17 protein-coding genes and 1 riboswitch are annotated in these 18436 nt (G+C 62.1%); of the genes, 10 read left to right on the top strand and 7 right to left on the bottom strand.

Annotation, left to right across the window (positions count from 1 at the left end; genetic code table 11):
• Positions 1-198: 198 nt before the first annotated feature.
• A complete protein-coding gene (locus QNJ86_RS07785; protein ID WP_283832040.1) occupies positions 199-1920 on the bottom strand; it encodes an NAD(P)/FAD-dependent oxidoreductase in 1722 nt (573 codons plus the stop codon).
• The gene (locus QNJ86_RS07780) at positions 1917-3242 is read right to left on the bottom strand and encodes an aminoacetone oxidase family FAD-binding enzyme (protein ID WP_283832039.1); all 1326 of its coding nucleotides are present in this window, start codon (positions 3240-3242) and stop codon (positions 1917-1919) included. The genes QNJ86_RS07785 and QNJ86_RS07780 overlap by 4 nt, the downstream gene beginning before the upstream one ends.
• A 217-nt stretch (positions 3243-3459) precedes the next feature.
• Here QNJ86_RS07780 and QNJ86_RS07775 point away from each other — a divergent pair, with 217 nt between their 5' ends.
• Both QNJ86_RS07775 and QNJ86_RS07770 read left to right on the top strand, forming a co-directional pair.
• Positions 3460-3750 (top strand): HigA family addiction module antitoxin, encoded by a 291-nt coding sequence (locus tag QNJ86_RS07775; protein WP_283832038.1) that lies wholly within the window; start codon positions 3460-3462, stop codon positions 3748-3750.
• A gap of 35 nt (positions 3751-3785) precedes the next feature.
• Positions 3786-5258, top strand: coding sequence for a serine hydrolase domain-containing protein (locus QNJ86_RS07770; RefSeq protein WP_283832037.1), 1473 nt, complete (start codon positions 3786-3788; stop codon positions 5256-5258).
• Between the two features lie 46 nt (positions 5259-5304).
• Here QNJ86_RS07770 and QNJ86_RS07765 read toward each other — a convergent pair whose 3' ends face one another.
• The 3 genes from QNJ86_RS07765 to QNJ86_RS07755 all read right to left on the bottom strand — a co-directional run bounded on the left by QNJ86_RS07765 (position 5305) and on the right by QNJ86_RS07755 (position 9607).
• Positions 5305-5718 carry a hypothetical protein gene (locus QNJ86_RS07765; protein ID WP_283832036.1) on the bottom strand — a complete coding sequence of 138 codons (414 nt, stop codon included), beginning with the start codon at positions 5716-5718 and terminating at the stop codon, positions 5305-5307.
• Positions 5719-6398: 680 nt separating this feature from the next.
• The gene (locus tag QNJ86_RS07760) at positions 6399-7814 is read right to left on the bottom strand and encodes an alanine/glycine:cation symporter family protein (protein WP_283832035.1); all 1416 of its coding nucleotides are present in this window, start codon (positions 7812-7814) and stop codon (positions 6399-6401) included.
• A gap of 371 nt (positions 7815-8185) precedes the next feature.
• Positions 8186-9607, bottom strand: a complete 1422-nt coding sequence (locus QNJ86_RS07755) for an alanine/glycine:cation symporter family protein (protein WP_283832034.1) — start codon at positions 9605-9607, stop codon at positions 8186-8188.
• A gap of 137 nt (positions 9608-9744) precedes the next feature.
• Positions 9745-9935: riboswitch (FMN riboswitch) on the top strand.
• A gap of 149 nt (positions 9936-10084) precedes the next feature.
• Here QNJ86_RS07755 and QNJ86_RS07750 point away from each other — a divergent pair.
• From QNJ86_RS07750 to QNJ86_RS07725, 6 genes are all read left to right on the top strand, one after another.
• Entirely contained in the window at positions 10085-10732 is a 648-nt protein-coding gene (locus QNJ86_RS07750) for an ECF transporter S component (protein WP_283832033.1), read from the top strand.
• A gap of 122 nt (positions 10733-10854) precedes the next feature.
• Complete coding sequence (locus QNJ86_RS07745) at positions 10855-11676, top strand: energy-coupling factor transporter ATPase (RefSeq protein WP_283832032.1); 822 nt, start codon at positions 10855-10857, stop codon at positions 11674-11676.
• On the top strand, positions 11652-12623 hold the full coding sequence (locus QNJ86_RS07740; protein ID WP_283832031.1) for an energy-coupling factor transporter ATPase: 972 nt from the start codon (positions 11652-11654) through the stop codon (positions 12621-12623). Before QNJ86_RS07745 ends, QNJ86_RS07740 begins: the two co-directional genes overlap by 25 nt.
• The gene (locus QNJ86_RS07735) at positions 12616-13422 is read left to right on the top strand and encodes an energy-coupling factor transporter transmembrane component T family protein (protein WP_283832030.1); all 807 of its coding nucleotides are present in this window, start codon (positions 12616-12618) and stop codon (positions 13420-13422) included. The genes QNJ86_RS07740 and QNJ86_RS07735 overlap by 8 nt, the downstream gene beginning before the upstream one ends.
• Positions 13423-13437: 15 nt before the next feature.
• Positions 13438-13851, top strand: coding sequence for a pyridoxamine 5'-phosphate oxidase family protein (locus QNJ86_RS07730; RefSeq protein ID WP_283832029.1), 414 nt, complete (start codon positions 13438-13440; stop codon positions 13849-13851).
• Positions 13852-14029: 178 nt separating this feature from the next.
• Positions 14030-14224 carry a hypothetical protein gene (locus QNJ86_RS07725; protein ID WP_283832028.1) on the top strand — a complete coding sequence of 65 codons (195 nt, stop codon included), beginning with the start codon at positions 14030-14032 and terminating at the stop codon, positions 14222-14224.
• 147 nt (positions 14225-14371) lie between these two features.
• On the opposite strand, the gene QNJ86_RS07720 is transcribed toward QNJ86_RS07725, so the two are convergent.
• Together QNJ86_RS07720 and QNJ86_RS07715 are read right to left on the bottom strand one after the other, a co-directional pair.
• Positions 14372-14692 carry a DUF1292 domain-containing protein gene (locus QNJ86_RS07720; RefSeq protein WP_283832027.1) on the bottom strand — a complete coding sequence of 107 codons (321 nt, stop codon included), beginning with the start codon at positions 14690-14692 and terminating at the stop codon, positions 14372-14374.
• Between the two features lie 194 nt (positions 14693-14886).
• Positions 14887-15801 (bottom strand): LysR family transcriptional regulator, encoded by a 915-nt coding sequence (locus tag QNJ86_RS07715; RefSeq protein ID WP_283832026.1) that lies wholly within the window; start codon positions 15799-15801, stop codon positions 14887-14889.
• A gap of 279 nt (positions 15802-16080) precedes the next feature.
• Here QNJ86_RS07715 and QNJ86_RS07710 point away from each other — a divergent pair, with 279 nt between their 5' ends.
• Both QNJ86_RS07710 and QNJ86_RS07705 read left to right on the top strand, forming a co-directional pair.
• The gene (locus QNJ86_RS07710; protein WP_283832025.1) at positions 16081-17304 is read left to right on the top strand and encodes an MFS transporter; all 1224 of its coding nucleotides are present in this window, start codon (positions 16081-16083) and stop codon (positions 17302-17304) included.
• A gap of 155 nt (positions 17305-17459) precedes the next feature.
• The gene (locus QNJ86_RS07705) at positions 17460-18356 is read left to right on the top strand and encodes a carbon-nitrogen hydrolase family protein (RefSeq protein WP_283832024.1); all 897 of its coding nucleotides are present in this window, start codon (positions 17460-17462) and stop codon (positions 18354-18356) included.
• Positions 18357-18436: the final 80 nt, after the last annotated feature.

The raw sequence follows: 18436 nt of genomic DNA, 5'->3' as shown, positions 1-18436 counted from the left end.
CATCCAGTCATCAAAAGCAGCCAAAACAAACGAGAAAAACCCCGAATTACCTATTGACTCTTTATAGCTGGACTACGTTGGTTACCTTTTAGTTAGGTTTATGGTACAGGAATAAGCCCTCGTCATGGTGATAGGGAGGGGATCATCCTGCGGCGTAATTGGTAGCGCGTGAGCGCGTCACTCTTTCCGGGGGGCGCGTCACTTTTGGGGGCTCTCAAACTCGGACGCTAATGCGGTGGCTACGCGGAGGCCGTCGCAGGCGGCGCTCATGATGCCCCCGGCGTAGCCGGCGCCCTCGCCGCAGGGATAGAGGCCGGTGCCGAGTTTCGCGGTCTTCTCTTCCCCATCCATCACAGCTTGCAGGGTTTCGTTGCGGACTATGCGGACGGGGCTTGAGCTGCGGGTTTCTACGCCAGTCATGATGGCACCCGCGTCAGCGAAGCCGTGCAGCTTGCGGTCGAGAAGCGGCAGTGCTTCGGCCAGCGCCTCGGCAACAAACGGAGGCAACACAGTGTGCAAGTCGCACCACGCCACGCCACGCGCATAGGTGGGACACACCGTGGAACTCGCGTCGCCCGCGCGCTTCGCCAGGAAGTCGCCCACTGTCTGCGCGGGAGCCGTATAGGGCGCACCACCAGCGTTCACGGCTGCCTCATAGGCCGCGCGCTCCATGCGCCGTTGCAGCTCCACGCCTGCCAGCGGGTCATCGCTTTCGAAATCCTCGGGGCCCACGCCCACTAAAAGCGCGCTGTTCGCGTTTTCGCCGTCGCGCGCGAAGCGGCTCATGCCGTTCACCACCACGCCACCCGGCTCGCTGGCGGCGCAAACCACCTCGCCACCTGGGCACATGCAGAACGTGTAGACGCTGCGCCCACCCGGCAGATGAACGGCCAGCTTGTAGTCAGCCGCGCCGAGTGCCGGGTGCGCGGCGGCCTCGCCGTACTGCGCGCGGTTGATGACAACCTGGGGGTGCTCTATGCGCACGCCCACGGAAAACGGCTTCTGCTCCATGCGGAAGCCTGCGTCGCGCACGGCCTCGAACGTGTCGCGCGCCGAGTGGCCGCACGCCAGCACCACGCGCCGAGCCGCCACGCGCTGCTGCTCGCCGGTGCGCGTGTCGCGCACGTCGACCGCCGCCAGCACGCCGTCCTCGCACACCAGCCGCTCTACCTGCGCATGGAAGCGCACCTCTCCGCCGGCCTTAATGATGCTTTGGCGCAGCGTGCGCACCACATCCACCAAAAGGTCGGTGCCGATATGTGGCTTCGCCTGCCAGAGCACCTCTTTCGGGGCGCCCGCCTCGGCGAACCAGTGCGTCACGTGCCCTGCGAAGGGGCTTTTGATGTTGGTGGTGAGTTTGCCGTCGCTGAACGTGCCGGCGCCGCCTTCGCCGAACTGGATATTTGTGCACGTGTCCAACTCGCCGCCGGCATCGAACGCCGCTACGGTTGCCAAACGCTCATCCACGTCACCGCCACGCTCCAGCACGAGCGGCCGCAGCCCGACGCGCGCCAGATAGAGCGCGCAGAACAGACCCGCTGGACCCGCACCCACCACCACGGGACGCGGCTCACCGGAGGCGGCGAAGGCGCTGTTCAAGTTAGGAATATCCAGCGGCTTGTACGGCTGGTGGCGCTTCACGTGCGTGCCGGCAATTGCACCCGCGCCGCTGCGTGCTTCAGCTGCGTCAAGTGCCGCTTCTTCGGCGGCGTTGTCAGCCAGCTCCACGGCCAGCGTGGCCACGAAGTGCACGTCAGTTTTCTTGCGCGCATCCACGCTGCGTTTGAGCACGTGCACAAGATGCACGTCTCCCGGGCGCACACCAAGGGCCTGCGCGACGGCGGCGTGTACCAGCGCATCGCCGGCCCCATCCGGCAGGCCCGCATCCAGCGGCAGGCGCACGTTCGAAACCTCAATCATCGCCCTGCCTCCGCTATGCGCGCGGCGTGTCGACCGGCCAGGATGCCGCTTGCCCACGCCCAGTGCAGGTTGTAGCCGCCGCAGGGCGCGTCCACGTCCAGCGCCTCGCCCACCACATGCAAACCGGGAACTCCCTGCGCCTCCATCGTGCACGCGTCGAACGCCTCCACGGCGAAGCCGCCGCGCGACACCTGACACTGGCGCGCATCGCCCATACCGCGCACAACCAGCGGGAATGCCTTCAACGCGCGGGCGAGCTCAGGTACGTTCGCCTTGGTGAGCGGCGCACTCTCGCGCAGGCCAGCCTCTTTCAGCACCGCTTGCGCCACGGCGGGCAGCAGCATACCGCGCAGCAGGTCATCGCCCGTCACCGTGCGACCAGCCACACCCAGACGCTTGCGGCGCGTATGCAAAAAGCCCTCGCACTCGGCCGCAGGCACAGCAGGCAGAAGATCTATCAGCAGAAGGTCGCCCGGCTCTGCGAAGCGCGACAGGTTAAACACAGCAATGCCCGACACGCCGTAGTCGCGGAAGAGCACCTCGCCCTCTTCGCGCGCCTTGAATGAGCGGCCGCCTGCAGCGTGCTCGGCAAAACCCGCAGCATCCGCCACCGCTTCGCCAGACTTACCCCACAGCTCCACCGCACAGCGCACCCGGATGTTGTTCAACTGCTTAACGACGGCAGTATCCGTGCACAACGGCCCCAACACCGGCCGCGGCTCACTATAAGGCGTGCCCGCCGGGACCAGTTCGCGCGCGGCTCGCCCGCCCGCAGCCACTACCACGGCATCGGCATGCGCCACGCGCCCGTCGGCGAAACGCACATGAAAGCGCTCGCCGGGCTTCGACGGCGCATCCACGCGCACCGCCGCGCATGCACACTCTTCAATAACGCTCCGCTCGCGCGCCACCGCGCGCAGCACGTCCAACACGCTGGAGGCCTTGTTCGCCAGGGGGTAAAGCCGCCCCTCGCTTTCCTCGCGCCACAGAAGTCCCAGGTCAGCGAAGAATGCGTGCACCGGATCGTCGGCAAGCTGACACACTCCGTCGGCCGCACACGCCTGACAGCGCAGTTCAGCCAGCGCGTCGCCCACAAATGCCGTGTTGCGGTACACGTCCGCCTCCACGTGCGCGTTCGAGAAGTTGCAGCGACCGTTGCCCGTCGCCAAAATGGAGCGACCCACCCGCTCATCAGCCTCATACACCACCACGCGCGCGGACACACCCGCCGCGCGCAGCGCCTCCGCCGCCGCAATGGCCGCCGCCAACCCGGCCGCGCCACCGCCAAGTACGGCTATCGTTTTCTTCGCATCGTTTCCCATGCCCGCCATCATAACGCAGAAACGCCCCCTCACTCCCCCAAACCCCAACCCCTCCAAACCATGAAGACGTATTACCAAGTTAGTAAAAAAGAATTTGACATTAGCTGTGTCGCGCAGTATAAAAAGGAAAACAAATGTTCGCTTGATAGTATCTGCAATGCAGTAGTATTCTGCGCAACAGAAGTATATATTCCTCTGGGCATCGAAGGAGTTGAGTTTGTTGACTACCATTGATTCTTATATTTCTACCCCGGGGGAAATTCTTAAGGAAGAGTTTCTTGATGAGCTGGGAATTTCGCAATACCGGTTGGCAAAGGCAATCGGGAAACCGCAGTCTGCCATCTCGGACATTATTCATGGCAAGCGCGCCATCACACCTGAAATGGCGTATCTCATTGGCACGGCACTAGGAACCACGCCCGATTTTTGGCTACAGCTGCAAACCACCTACCAGCTGAAAACCCTCAATCCGGATGCCCTTCCCCCTGTTGAGGTACTAGTGAACTAGGCCCGCGGCAAAGAGGCTACAACAAAAGGAAGACGATGGTCACGTGTTCTTGTAGAAAATTGGGTGCGGCTTTTGTGGCGTTCTGGGTCCTTTGGTTGGTTGTGGCTTTGGGTGCCGTTCCGGCTGCTCATGCGGACGAACGAGCGGAATCGCCTTCGCGGGCGGAATCGGCTTCGCGGGTGGACTATCAGACCATCGACACGTACCTGCAAACGTGTGCCACGAACGCGCATATTCCCGCCCTTTCGGTGCGCATTGTTGGTAAGGACGACGTGCTGTTTTCCGGAACGTACGGGCAGTGCGACAGCAGCAATACGCCCTTTTTGCTCGGCTCGGTGACCAAGTCGTTTACGGCAATCTGCATCATGCAGTTGGTCGAGCAGCAAAAGATAGATCTATCAGCGCCCCTTTCAACCTATCTGCCGGATGCCACCGACGGCAATGCCATCACGGTTAGCCAGTTGCTGAACCACACCAGCGGGCTTGGCGAACATCAGACGCTTGGTAATTACCACCTGGTTAATGATCAGGGCGTTCACCACTATGCGAATGTGAATTATTCCCTGCTGGGAGAAATCATCGAGGCCGTCACGGGCACGCCGTATGCCGAATACCTCTCCGCCCAGGTGCTTGAGCCGCTGGGGCTTTCACACACCGCCGCAACGCTTGATGAAAGTAACGAAAATGGGTTGATTGATGGGTACACCAATTACTGGGGCATCCCGCTCAAAGCCGCGTCTCACTTTCCTTCCTCGCGCGACGCCTGGATCACCGTGCCAGCGGGTTACCTTTCCTCTTCCGCGAGCGACCTGGGGAAGTATCTACAAATGTACCTGAATGGCGGAAGCGGAATTCTTTCTCAGAAAAGTATCGAGACGATGTTTTACGGCGATACCGTGTATGTCGAAGAGGATGTCCCCTTTTGGTACGGCTACGGCTGGGCCACCGTGAAGGAGCCCCTTCCTGAACCGGTGCTGCGACACAGCGGGCTGGTGGAAACGGGAACCTCGTGTGTATTCATTTTGCCTGAAAGCGATATCGCCGTCGCCCTCGAAGCGAACGTCAACGATTATTTCGTGACCAACGAGATGATGGATTCCCTTGGATGGGGCGTAGTCCTGATGCTTTTGGGCGAGTCGCCAAACGAAATCACAAGCAGCGACTACGTGATGGAGCACCTGTGGATTGATCTGATTATGCTCGCGGTGTTCATTAGTGCGCTTCTGCCGTGGTGTTTTCTTCCCCGCTTTCTTCGGACAAGGGATCGCAGAAAAATGTCGTTTGAAGTGGCACTTCTTGTACTCGTTCATGGGGTGCTGCCGGTTTTTATCCTCTCACTTGTTCCCCTCTTTTTCGGAACACCGCTGTGGGTTGCGCAAGCCTTTGTGCCTGACGTTTTCATTACGGTGGTGGTTTCGTCCGCCCTACTTTTCGTCGCCGGCGTGGTAAAAGGCTTTATCCTGTTTCGCGCGGCGCGGCCCCGCACAGTAAAAGAGGCCGCCGCGTGAGCGACAGCCTCTTCGAAAGCTTTCAGCATTTCGGATGACGAACGCGTTAGCGCTGGTTGCGCACCTTCGACGCCAGCACCAGGCAGATAATGATGATGGCGAGGGATATCAGGGAGAACGGGCTGAACGTGCCTTGAGCGAGGGACATGCCCAGACTGACAAGACTCAGCGCCACGCCAATAATGCAGAGCACGAAGAAGGGGCCAATCTTTTTTGCGTCTTTTGCGCCGCGCAGGCCCAGAAGGCCAATGATGAAGTTGATGACGGCGCCCACGATAATGGTGCCACCCAGCACGCCTGCCATCAGGCCGGCCTCGATAGTGGTGCCGCTAACATCGACCGTTTGCCCGTCCAAAAGCGAAGCACCCACGGCCATGAACACGCCAAACGCCGCCGCGATAAGGGCGTACACGATGAGAATGATGGACACAACTTTCAAAGCCTTCTGCGAACCGGACATGCGGTCCCCCTTTCCGTTGCCCTCCGCCCTGACGCGGCCGGATACACCGCAGACAGAAGGCGCCTCTCGCCCGCCACCTCTGACAAGCTTCGTCGATTATAGGAGGCCCCTCAACGCCCATCAGCCCCGACCTGTTGATTCAGCGAATGGTTGAGAGGGTTGTGGCGCGCAGCAAAAGTGTGACGCGCTTCGCGCTATTGATTACACCGGGATGGTATACGCATCCCTATCACCATGACGAGGGCAAGTTCTTCTACGGCTAATGTGCTTGTGTGGCCATACCCGTAGGGGCGCTACCGCGGCGCGCAGCGCCTAGTCCCTTTAGGAAAGCACCCGCTCCGACGCGGGCAGAAAACATGAGTGCGACCTGCGTTTTCGCGCTTCGCGCGAACGGGTGCACTGGAGTGCACCCCTACGGAGGTTATGCTTCTTGCAAGTCAACGCCGACAAGCCAGTCAACCCGCGTCATAAGGTAGGGGACTCGAGAAAACTCGTGGCATATTAGGCAGCGCGAAGCGCGTCACACTTTGTTGCAGCGATGCTTGGTAATAATAAACGTGCCAGGTCGAACGTAGTTGGCGGCAAGGGCAGAGCCCTTGCCCTACGGTTAACCTGGCATCTTGACGTAGTTATGAGGTGGGTGACACGCGCACGTTTGAAGTTCGCACAGCGCGCCCGCCCTACTTCGACTCAAGCACGGGAATAGGTGTCTCGTCGGTTTCTTCCAGATTCTTATCCCATACGTAGTGCTTGGTTTCACGCGCTATCAGGCCTGAGAGCAGCAGCACCACAATGATATTCGGCACCGCCATGAGGGCGTTCGTGATGTCGGAGACGGTCCACACCAAGTCGCCAATGCCGATGGCGCCAAGGAACGCCACCACCACATACAGCACCTGGTAGGGGCGCACGCCGTGCTTGCCGAACAGGTAGGCCACGCAGCGGTTGCCGTAGTACGACCAGCCCAGAATGGTGGAGTACGCGAACAGAATCATGCCGATGACCAGGATGGGCGTGCCAATGTAGGGAATGGAGGCGAACGCCGCGCTGGTGAGGTCGGCGCCGGCGTGAATCTGACCGGAATCGAGAATGCCGGGGTTCGCAATGAGCGTGGATACCAGCACAATGCCCGTGAGCGCGCAGATGACCACCGTATCCCAGAACGTGCCCGTCATGGACACGAGCGCCTGACGCGCCGGGTTGCGCGTGGAAGCCGCGGAGGCCACGATGGGCGCGGAGCCCAGGCCCGACTCGTTGGAAAACAGGCCGCGCGCGCAGCCGAACTGCAGCGCCATCATGAGGCCGCTTCCCACCGCGCCGCCAAACGCGGCCTTGGGTGTAAAGGCGCACTCGAAGATGAGGCAGATGGCGGGCCATACGTATTCCCAGTTGATGCCAATGATCATGATGCAGCCCCACACATACGCAATAGCCATGAACGGCACCAGCTTCTCGCACACCTTCGAAATAACTTTCACGCCGCCGAAGATGACGATGGACACCATGATGGCAATAGCCAGGCCGATGCCCCACGCGGGGATGCCCGGCGCGTTTGACAGAATGATGCCCGTCATGGCGCTGGACTGCACGGCCGACCCAATGCCGAACGATGCGATGGCCGCGAACAGGGCAAACGCGCCCGCGCCAAGCATCGCCCACCAGGGAGCCTTGCCGTCTTTCTCGAAGCCGCGCCGCCACGCGTACATGGCGCCGCCCAGCATGTTGCCCTTGTGGTCGCGCACGCGGTACTTCACGGCGGCATACGTCTCGGAGTACTTCGTGGCAATGCCGAACACGCCGGTGAGCCACATCCACAACACCGCACCCGGCCCACCTGCGAGAATGGCCGTGGCCACGCCCACGATGTTGCCCGTGCCGATGGTGGCTGACAGCGCCGTAGTGAGCGCGCCGAACTGGCTAATGTCGCCGGGCGCGTCCGGGTCTTTCGTCACCGACAGCTTAATAGCCGTGGGCAGTTTGCGCTGAATGAAGCCCGTGCGGATGGTGAGGAACAGGTGCGACCCCAGCAGCAGTACGATCATCGGCGGGCCCCATACAAAGGCGTCGATGTCGTTGATGAACTGGACAATGTCCATAACAACCCCCTTTTCTCACGCCGGTCCCCCGGCGAGGCGAAAAGAGCCGTTGCCGAAACCGAGTGACCGGAGCGCGGGGCGCGCGGGCGCAGGCGCGGATGCGAGGCGCGGGCGCAGGTGGCGCGAGCACGAGGCCGGGCGGCGGACAATCCGTTTCGGCAGAAGCACTTTTTCGCACTAAAGTGGTTGGATTATAGGCGCGCAACAGGCCTCACACTATGCGCGACACCAAAAATATCAGCGAGCGGAAGATCGTTTTCCGGCCACGGACAAACACCAGGGGGATGCGACACGCTTCGCGCATGCTCCCGCGCCAAAATAGGGAGCGCGCCACATTCCCACGCGAACGCAGCGCCGCCCCGCCCGCGTTTCTACTTGCTTTCCACCGTCGGGATGGGTTCTTCGTCCACTTCGTCCAGATGATCGTCGTAGACGTAGTGGCGGGTGCCGCGGGCTACAAGGCCAGACAGCAGCAAAATAGCCACAATGTTCGGAATGGCCATGAGCGCGTTGCCGATATCTGAGATAGTCCACATCACGTCGCCCACGCCCACGGCCCCAAGGAACGCCACCACCACGTAGAGCACCTGATACGGCCTGATGGCGCGCTTGCCGAACAGGTACGTGACGCAGCGGTTGCCGTAATACGACCAGCCCAAAATGGTGGAGTACGAAAACGCCACCATGCCCAGCACCAGAATGGGCGTGCCAATGAACGGGATTTTCGCGAAGGCGGCGCTCGCCAGCTCGGCGCCCGAGAACAGCGTCGGGTTCGCCAGCACGTCCGCCTGGATGGACGGGTTCGCCACCATGGTCGACACCAGCACAATGCCCGTGAGCGCGCAGATGACCACCGTGGACCAGAACGTGCCCGTCATGGCGATAAGCGCCTGCTCAGAGGGGTTGCGCGTCTTCGCCGCGGCTGCCACGATGGGCGCGGAGCCCAGGCCCGACTCGTTCGAGAACAGCCCGCGCGCGCAACCGAATTGCAGCGCCATCATAATGCCCGAGCCCACCGCGCCGCCGAACGCCGCCTTGCCCGTGAACGCGCACTCGAAGATGAGCACGATGGCCTCCCCCAGCGCACCCGCGTTCATCACCAAGATGACCAGGCACCCCAGCGCGTAGGCCACGGCCATGAACGGCACCAACTTCTCGCACACTTTCGAGATGGAGCGCACGCCGCCGAAGATAACCACCGACACCAGCACCACAATAATAATGCCCACAATCCACGCCGGCACGGGCACGTTCGACGTGATGATGCCCGCCATCGCCGACGCCTGCACGGCCGAGCCCGTACCAATGGTGGCCACGGTGGCGAACGCGGCGAACGCCACGGCGCCCAGCTTCGCCCACCACGGCGTGCGGCCGTCCTTCTTCTTGAACGCGCGCTCCCACACATACATCGCGCCGCCCAGCATGTTGCCCGCATGATCGCGCACGCGGTACTTCACCGCGGCGTACACCTCCACGTACTTGGTGGCAATGCCGAACACGCCGGTAATCCACATCCAGAACACCGCGCCCGGCCCACCTGCAAGAATAGCCGTAGCCACGCCCACGATGGAGCCCGTACCAATGGTGGCCGCCAACGCGGTGGCCAGCGCGCCGAAGTTGGAAATGTCGCCGCGGCCCTCCGGGTCTTTCTGGAACGACAGCCGAATGGCCTGCGGTAACTTACGCTGGATGAAGCCCGTCTTGAACGTGAGGAATACATGCGTGCCCAAAAGGAGCACGATCATGGCCGGGCCCCAGACAAACGCATCTATGCTTTCGAGGATTTCAAACATACGGCCAGGTATTGTACCCGAAAAGCACCCCACAAAGGCGAATCTGCCCCCGACGCACACAACTGAGCCCTACCCCAGGGTGGGGAAAGTGTCCGGTTGTGCGGGGGATAACTGGTTGTTACAATACGCGGTGATGGATTCTGTTTCAGGGCGAGGTGAAATTCCTCACTGGCGGTAATCGGATAGCGGCGCGTACGCGCTCGCGAAGCCGAGAGTCCGCGACCCTGCGACGGACGCGCACGGGATAGTCCCCGCCGCGCGCCGCAGCAGGCTGACACCGGTGAAACTCCGGGACCAACGGTTAAAGTCCGGATGGAAGAGGCAGAGTTCGCGTGAAGGCCGGCCGCTTCGTGCGCCGCACTTCCTGCGAATAACGAGCCCGTATGGAACCGAGCGGAATTCATACGGGCTCTCTTCTTTTTTGTGGGGCAAGAAGGAACCCGCAACACCACGCCCCCGCGAAAGGAAGGTGCCCTCATGGCCGAAAATGTGCCGAGCACACAGGGAGTGCAGGACGTGGACGCGTTGGACGCGGAACGCACGCCGCGCACGCCCGATCTGGAATTCACCAACACGAACAAATGGGATACCCGCCAGCTGGTGACCATGGCGCTGATGTGCGCCATTGGCGTGCTGCTGTCGTTCATTGAGTTTCCCCTGCTGCCGGGCGCGCCCTGGCTTAAATACGACGCGTCGGCCATGCCGGCCATGGTGTGCGGCTTCGCCTTCGGGCCGGGCGCGGGCCTGGCGGTGGGCTTTGTGGGAGCCATCCTCCACGGCATTTTGATGGCCGACTTCTCGGGCGCTATCATGAACATCCTGGTGGTGAGTGGCTTCATTCTGCCGGCGGCGCTCATCTACCGCAAGCGCCGCACGTTCAAGGCGGCCGTTGCGGGTCTGACGCTGAGCGTGGTGCTCGCCACCCTCATGGCCATCCTCGGCAACCTGGTGATTACGCCCGCGTGGCTGGGTGTGCCCTTCGATGCCGTGGTGGCTATGGTGCTGCCTATCCTCACGCCGTTCAACCTGATCAAAGCCATTCTGAACAGCGTGCTGACACTGGTGGTGTACAAGAGTGTGTCGAACCTTATTACGCCGAAGAAAAAGCAGGTGAAGGGCCGCTAAACGCCGCCAAGGGCGCAGGTGCAGCAAGCGCGGGCGACGGCCCGCTGCCCGCGGCCGGCAACCGCGGCGCTCCACCCCCACCCCGCCCTCCACCTCCCCCGAACCAACCCGAAAGGACCACCTTGATAGAGTTCTCGAACGTGGCGTTTTCTTACGATGGCGATGCCTTCGTGCTGGACGGCATCAACCTGCGCATCGAGCGCGGGCAGTTTGTGTGCGTGCTCGGCGGCAACGGGTCGGGCAAGTCCACGCTGGCCAAGCACATAAACGCACTGCTCGTGCCCGACGAGGGTACGGTGTCGGTGCTCGGGCGCAGCACGGCCGACGAGTCCGCCACCTACTTCATCCGCAGCAACGCAGGCATGGTGTTTCAAAACCCCGACGACCAACTGGTGGCCAGCCTCGTGGAAAACGACGTGGCGTTTGGCCCCGAAAACCTGGGCGTACCCGCCGATGAACTGCGTGAACGCGTGGCCGATGCGCTGGCCGATGTGGGGCTGCAAGGCTTCGACACACGTGAAACAAACGCGCTTTCGGGCGGCCAGAAGCAGCGCGTGGCCATTGCGGGAGTGCTGGCCATGGAGCCCGACATACTCATACTAGACGAGGCCACGGCCATGCTCGACCCCCGCGGACGCGCGGGGCTTATGCGCGTGGCGCGCACGCTGCACGAGCGCGGCATGACCGTAGTCATGATCACGCACTTCATGGAAGAGGCCGCCCAGGCCGACCGTGTGGTGGTACTCGACGGAGGCCACGTGCGCCTGGACGGCCCGCCGTCTGAGGTACTCACGCAGGCGGCGCTTCTGGAGCATTTGAACCTGAACGTGCCATTCGCGTGCCGCCTATCCTGCCTACTGCGCGAGCGCGGCGTGGACGTGAACGTGACCGTTTCCGAGAACGAGCTGAAGGAGGAGCTGTGCCGCTTACTTTCGAAGGCGTAAGCTACTCATACACCAACCCCGAGCATCAGAAGAAGCGGCGCGCGCGCCGTGCGAAACGCGGGGCCGCCGAAGAGCCGCCCTCGGTGCAAGCGCACGGCAAGCCGGTGTGGGGCACCGACCCCAACGCCATATGGGCGCTGCGCGACATCAGCTTTCAGCTGCGCGACGGGGAATTTCTCGGCATCGCCGGGCACACCGGCAGCGGCAAGAGCACGCTTGTGCAGCACCTGAACGGTCTCGTGCATCCCACGCGCGGGCGCGTGCTGTTTGCAGGGCGCGATGTGGCCGACAAGCGCGTGGCGCAGGAGTGCCGCGGGCAGGTAGGCATGGTGTTTCAGTACCCGGAGCACCAGCTGTTCGCCGCCACGGTGTACGACGATGTGGCGTTCGGCCCACGCAACCTTGGCATTGCCGGCGATGAACTGGAACAGCGCGTACGCCGGGCGCTTGAGCGTGTGGGATTGGCTTTCGACGACGTGCGCGACAAGAGCCCCTTTGAGTTGTCGGGCGGCCAGCAGCGGCGCGTGGCGTTCGCGGGCGTGCTGGCCATGGAGCCGCGTGTGCTGGTGCTGGATGAACCCATGGCGGGCCTCGACCCCGTGGGGCGCGCGGAGTTCTTAGACCTGGTGGCTGGCCTGCACGCAGGCGGCCTCACCGTGGTCATGGTGTCGCACAGCATGGACGATTTGGCGCGGCTGGCCGACCGCATCCTCGTACTGAACGAGGGTGAGTTGTTCGCGCTTGGCACGCCTGAGGAAGTGTTCGCGCGCGGCGAGGAACTGCGCGCCATCGGCCTTGATGTGCCCGCGGCCCAGCGTCTCGCCCACGAGCTGCGCACCTGCGGGTTCAGCTTGCCGCGCGCCCTGTACGACGATGAATCGCTGGCGGATGACCTGGCCGCCCAACTGACCGGTGCGGCGCAGGCGAAGGGGAACGCGCATGCCTGATACCGCCATCATCGGCCGCTACTGGCCCGGCTCAAGCCCGCTTCACCGCCTGGATCCACGCGCGAAATTGGTGTTGTCGCTCGCGTTCATGGCCGTGGTGTTTGCGGCCCAGACGTTTTGGGGCCTGGCTGTGTGCGCCCTGTTCGTGGTGGGGTTCTTCATGCTGGCAGAAATCCCGGCGGGCGCGGCGCTTACATCTATTGCTCCTTTGGCGTTTATCGTGGTGATAACCGCGCTGCTCAACATATTCTTCGTGCAGGACGGGCCCGTGCTGTTCTCCTGGTGGATTATTCAGGTGAGCGAAGGGGGCCTCGTGTCGGCGGCGTTCATCGCGTGTCGCTTGGTGCTGCTGCTTTTGGGCATGAGCCTGCTCACGCTGACCACCACCACGCTTGACATCACCGAAGCGTTCGAGCGGCTGCTTGGCCCCTTCACCCGCGTAGGCGTGCCGGCGCACGAGCTGGGCATGATGATGGGTATTGCCCTGCGCTTTCTGCCCCAGTTCGCCTTTGAACTGCAAACCATCCGCCGCGCGCAGATGAGCCGCGGTGCCACGTTTACCGCCAACCCGTTCAAGGGCGGCGTGTCCTCGCTCACTTCGCTCATGGTGCCGCTGTTCACCAGCGCCTTTCGTCATGCAGAGACGCTCTCAGGCGCCATGGACGCCCGCTGCTACCACGGAGGGTCCGGACGGACGCGCCTCCACCCGCTGCGCCTCACGCGGCGCGACGCGGTGGCCACGGGCGTGCTCGTGTCCATGCTGGTGGCTGTTGTCCTCACCAACTTCCTTCCCCACTAACCGAAAGGATGCCCCATGACCGCAAACGAAACCATCATTGAATATTTGACCAGCGTACCGGCGTGGTATCTGGCCACGTGCGAGGGCGACCAGCCGCATGTGCGCCCCTTCAGCTTCGCCGCCGAACAGGACGGGCGCATCTGGTTTTGCACCGCCACCACAAAAGACGTGTACCGCGAGTTGCAGGCGAACCCGAAGTTCGAGGTAACCGCCTGGCGACCGGGCAGCGGCTGGATCATTCTGCGCGGACGCGCCGACCTGGATGACCGCGCGAACGCGGACGTGCGCCGCGCGGGCTTCGAGCATATGGCTGCCCTGGGAGAAGTGCACGACGGGCCGAACGACCCCGAACTCACGTTCTTTTCGGTTGCCGAACCCCAGGCGTGGATCTGTGACATCGACGGGAGTTGGGAGCCCTTAGCATTCTAGGCGTCCAAACCTGCTACAGTGGGCATTCCATGTAATCGACCGCGAACCGAAAAAGGCCCCCGCCGCGTGTCTGAAATGTCGTAAACTGTGCATTTATTGCAGTTGGTTTACAGTAGTATAACATTTAGTATGAGTAATTAGATTATATATAAGGATAGATGACGCCGTAGGACACATTATGGGGAATGATGATTACGAACAGCAAATAGATATTATCAAGACCGCCGTCGGTCGCATCTTCGCGACCGCGCAAACCGAAGAAGAGGTTTGCACTTTAGAGCGTTCCATTTGCAACGAAATTATGTACTTGGCCGCCATCGCGCAGTCTGAGTTAGTAAAGCCTGACGGCGGCTGGGATCGCTTCGGCCGCTAGACCAGTCTGCCCGTGTGGGCACCCTCTTTGACCGTATACGACGGCCGGGTGTCACCTGCAAAGGTACACCCGGCCGTCGTTTGTTTCTCGGGCAGGTGAGAGAAGCGCGTTGCGCGGGTTGCGCGCGAGACACGCATGGGTCACGCGTTACGCGAAGTCGTAGAGGTCTTTGGTGGCCTGCTTGAAGTCCTCGTACACCTCAGCGGCCACGCCTTCATCCTCCACCAGCTCGAAGGCAACCGGCTGCTCGTCTTCGTCAAGTTCGGTCACTTCGAGAAGCACCAGTTCACCCGACGAGCCCACCGGCTCATCGTCCGACACAGGGAAGAAAAACCCGTAGCGGCGCTCGCCGTGCAGGATGATACCCAAGAACTCCAGGGCGATGTGTTCACCCGTCTCGTCTTCAAATTCAACAACAATGCCCTCTTCCACCGGCGGGCAAAAATTCGGCGCGCTACCTTGGCGCATGCACAACTCCTTACCTCTCGCGGCCTCATCTACCTGCGCAGTTTGGCCTCATTTGTTCCCCGTAGCATAGCACACCGCACCCATACCGGACTGCCCACCACCTCCCCATTCACGAGATCGGCGTGCACCTGCGATCAACGCCGACACGCCGAGCACCCCGTTCCCGAAAAGGACCCCAGCCAGTGTATGCGCCCTCACGCACCCGGCCATTGGAAGAGGTCGGCACGATGGTCGGCCACCCAAGACAGGGCGAAGTCGCAGAACTCCTGGGCCTGGGGCGACAAGTTGGCACCGGCCTTGCGGACGATGAACGTCTCCCAGAGAAACGTGCGATCGGCGAAGGGACGGATGACCGTATGTGAGCGTCTTCCACCCCAGGCAGCGAAGTCGAACGACACGGCGATGGCGTCCCCCTGCTCGGCCAGACGGTGGCACAGGTCCAGCTCGGTGGCCTCCATCACGATGTCCGCATGCGCACCAGCATTCGCCAGGCGATTCACAACCAGGTGGTGCGAGGCAAACTCGCGGCTCACCATGGCAAGTGGCTGGTTGTCCAGATCGACGTAGTCGATGGCAGCTTTGCGCGCCAATGGGTTCGCCTCGTTGATGACCAGGCATGGCCGGTGATGCGTAAACGGCACGGCATGGAACACCGACAGGTCCACCGGCCCACCCAGCACACCAACTTCGGCAACGTTGTCAAGCGTGCGCTGCTTCGCAATAGCGTCGGGGCTTTCCATGATGCGTGGGCTGATATGCGGATGGCTTTCGGAAAAATCGCGCACGAATGCGAGCGAGAGGTACTCCGAAACGCCCTGTGTCGAGGCGATATTCAGCGTGTACTTGAGAGCACGGGCGGCCTCCACCTCGTCCTTCACGCCGTCGAGCAGACGAATAACCATCTGCGCACGGCGGTAGAGCGCATCGCCCTGCGGCGTGGGCGCAACGCCGAAGTGGTTGCGGGCAAACAGCGACGTGCTCAGTTCGCCTTCTATCTTCTGGATGATTTTGCTGCACCCCTGGGGGCTTAGGAACTGATTCTTTGCTGCGCGCGTGATGCTCTTCGTCTCATAGACGGCCACGAACACCTTGAGATCGCGTGTGTCCATGGCCGCCTCCTTCTCCGTTTCGTCTGCGACCGGCCCGGATGGGCCCACCTTCGGTTCCTCACCTTCATTCTACGCAGCGGAACGCATGTTTTGAATCGGCCTCACGTGACTATTGATACCCCTCTCCATATCGTTCGTTCCGCTATAGAAAGCCCTGCGCGTAAGCTGGGAGCAGTACGGGAGGTATGAGCGCAGCTATCACTCACCTGCGGTTTCAGGGTTCAGCGGGTGCACGGCGCGCACGGATGCGGCCAGACGGCCGCGAAAGGGGTGAAGACAATGACCAATCGCAAGAAGATCTCTCCCGGGCTCGTGTTGTTCATGATGCTTATGTCCATGACGGCGGGAGCCATGTGTCTGAACAAGGTGGCACCCATCGTGCCGGTGCTCACGGAGAGCATGGGGCTCGCGGGTGCTGGGCAGGCTGGGCTGCTCATCTCGGTGTTTGTATTCTCGGGAATTTTCCTGGCTATTCCTAGCGGCGTCATCATAGCGAAGCTGGGGTACTACAAGACGGGCATCATTGCCCTGGCCGCCATCCTGGCCGGATCGGTGACAGGTGCGTTCGACTTAGGGTACGCCGTCATGCTGGGCAGCCGCATCGTGGAGGGCGTGGGGCTCATCCTACTCATGACGCTGGGGCCGGCAGCGGTAGCCAGCTCGTTCGACGACCGACGCCGCGGCAGCGCCATGGGCCTTCTCATGTGCTTTATGGCGTTCGGCCAGATAGCCATGTTCAACCTGGCTCCCCGTATTGCCGAGAGCGGCGCGTGGGAGAACGTATGGTGGTTTACGGCCATCTACGCTGCCGTGTTCCTCGTGGCATGGATCGTAGCCCTGCGCAATCTGGACGTGTCGCTTACGGCGGCTGCACAAGCTAAGGAAGCGCCGGTCACAGAGGCACCCGAGGGCGCCTCGGCTGCGCCAGCGAAGCTGTTCTCAAAGGACGTGTTCCTGAACCCGGGCATGTGGCTCATCGGCATCACGCTCATGGTGTATCTGATTGCCGAGCAGGGCGTCATCTCGTTCTTGCCCACGTACCTGGCCGAAGTGCGCGGCATGGATGCAGCAACGGCCAGTTCCATTGTGAGCATTGCGCCGCTCGTGGGCATCCCCGTAGGCATCGTGGTGGGCATGATATCGGACAAGATGGGCTCGCGCAAGAAGCCGCTCGGTGTGCTCATGCTAGCCAGCGCCGTGACCTACGCACTCATGCCCACCTGGCCCACCGGCGTGTTCATTGTGTTGGTGGTGCTGTTCGGCATCGCGGTTATGGGCATCGTGGGCCTGTGCTTCTCAGCCGTGGCCGAACTCGTGCCACCCGCACAGGGCGACATGGCTGTGGCGCTGCTGAACACGTTCCAGTGGGTGGGCATCTTCCTGAGCTCCAGCTTGGTAGGTCTGCTCATCGAGGCAGTGGGCTGGGATATGGCGTTCTATCTCATGGTGCCGCTTACCGTGGTGGGTGCCGTGTGCACGTTCGTCACGCCGAAGCTGCGCTAGTAGAGCCGAATGCCACACCAGAACAGCCGGGAGTCTCACCCTTCGTGCAATCGGCCCGCCGCAGGTCGGAATGACAGCCGGAGTGACAGATATGCATCGGAAAAGTTGATAAAGAAGATGGCAAAGCGCGACGCCTTGCCGGAAAGGAATTCTTCATGAAAGACATCATGAACGTCGCCGTGGTCACGTACGAGCCGCGCTGGGGCGACAAGGAACGGAACCTGAACCGCATCATCGGCTACATCGAATGCGCAGCGGCGCGCGGGGCAAACCTCGTGGTGCTGCCCGAGACGGCGCTCACCGGCTACGATGCCGACCTTACACACGAGGGCGACGAGCGCATGCACTACCGGCTAGCCGAGCCCATCCCCGGACCGTCCACCGAGGCCGTGGCCGAAGCCACGCACCGCCTGGGTGTGTACGCCGTATTCGGACTGGCCGAGCGTTCCGAGGACGGCACCGTGTACAACGCCGCTGTGGCCTGCGGGCCCGACGGGGTGCTGGGCCGCTACCGTAAGATGCATCTGCCAGCCGATGAGCCCACCTGGGCGGGCCGCGGCGACGAACCGTTCATGTTCGGCACACCCTGGGGGCCGGTAGGCGTGAGCATCTGCTACGACACGTTCGTGTTCTCCGAGGTCATGCGCTATTACCGGGCGAGTGGCTGTCGCATCATTGCGAACCCGTTCGCCGTGAACACGGGTGTGACCGCGCGCAACATTAAGGACTCGCTGGAGTATCTGGCCGCGAACAACGACGTGTTCATCGCCTCGGCGAACTGCACGGGCTGCGCCATCACTGACGATTTCGTGGGCGGCAGCAGCGTGATAGGTCCCGGCAAGAACGTGCCGGCCGTGCACTATTACGCGGGTGGGCCCTGCGGTGCGCCTGGTTCCGACGAGCAGGAGTTGCACCTGGGCACCATCGATTTGTCCTACGTGGACAAGCCTTTCCTGGCCAAACAGTGGGCTGAAGAGAACCCGGACTTCCGCCCCGACATCTACGCCCGCTGGTACGCCGAGTTGGCCGACCGGGAGCGCTTCAAGCGCTAAGAGCAAACCCAGGTTAAGACCTATCAGATCACCGAGAGGGCGGCCATCGGCCGCCCTCTCATCATTCTCGTATCAAAAAA

Origin of the sequence: Gordonibacter faecis (assembly GCF_030077735.1) — a bacterium.
Classification (GTDB): Bacteria; Actinomycetota; Coriobacteriia; order Coriobacteriales; family Eggerthellaceae; genus Gordonibacter; species Gordonibacter faecis.
Note: the sequence above shows the minus strand (reverse complement) of the source record. Positions and strands in the feature narration are given on the sequence as shown.

Coding starts and splice junctions, on each gene's coding strand:
- QNJ86_RS07715 (WP_283832026.1), bottom strand. CDS start 15,801: ATGGACACACGCGATCTCAAGGTGTTCGTGGCCGTCTATGAGACGAAG.
- QNJ86_RS07785 (WP_283832040.1), bottom strand. CDS start 1,920: ATGATTGAGGTTTCGAACGTGCGCCTGCCGCTGGATGCGGGCCTGCCG.
- QNJ86_RS07755 (WP_283832034.1), bottom strand. CDS start 9,607: ATGTTTGAAATCCTCGAAAGCATAGATGCGTTTGTCTGGGGCCCGGCC.
- QNJ86_RS07770 (WP_283832037.1), top strand. CDS start 3,786: ATGGTCACGTGTTCTTGTAGAAAATTGGGTGCGGCTTTTGTGGCGTTC.
- QNJ86_RS07720 (WP_283832027.1), bottom strand. CDS start 14,692: ATGCGCCAAGGTAGCGCGCCGAATTTTTGCCCGCCGGTGGAAGAGGGC.
- QNJ86_RS07705 (WP_283832024.1), top strand. CDS start 17,460: ATGAAAGACATCATGAACGTCGCCGTGGTCACGTACGAGCCGCGCTGG.
- QNJ86_RS07760 (WP_283832035.1), bottom strand. CDS start 7,814: ATGGACATTGTCCAGTTCATCAACGACATCGACGCCTTTGTATGGGGC.
- QNJ86_RS07750 (WP_283832033.1), top strand. CDS start 10,085: ATGGCCGAAAATGTGCCGAGCACACAGGGAGTGCAGGACGTGGACGCG.
- QNJ86_RS07735 (WP_283832030.1), top strand. CDS start 12,616: ATGCCTGATACCGCCATCATCGGCCGCTACTGGCCCGGCTCAAGCCCG.
- QNJ86_RS07725 (WP_283832028.1), top strand. CDS start 14,030: ATGGGGAATGATGATTACGAACAGCAAATAGATATTATCAAGACCGCC.
- QNJ86_RS07765 (WP_283832036.1), bottom strand. CDS start 5,718: ATGTCCGGTTCGCAGAAGGCTTTGAAAGTTGTGTCCATCATTCTCATC.
- QNJ86_RS07730 (WP_283832029.1), top strand. CDS start 13,438: ATGACCGCAAACGAAACCATCATTGAATATTTGACCAGCGTACCGGCG.
- QNJ86_RS07710 (WP_283832025.1), top strand. CDS start 16,081: ATGACCAATCGCAAGAAGATCTCTCCCGGGCTCGTGTTGTTCATGATG.
- QNJ86_RS07780 (WP_283832039.1), bottom strand. CDS start 3,242: ATGGGAAACGATGCGAAGAAAACGATAGCCGTACTTGGCGGTGGCGCG.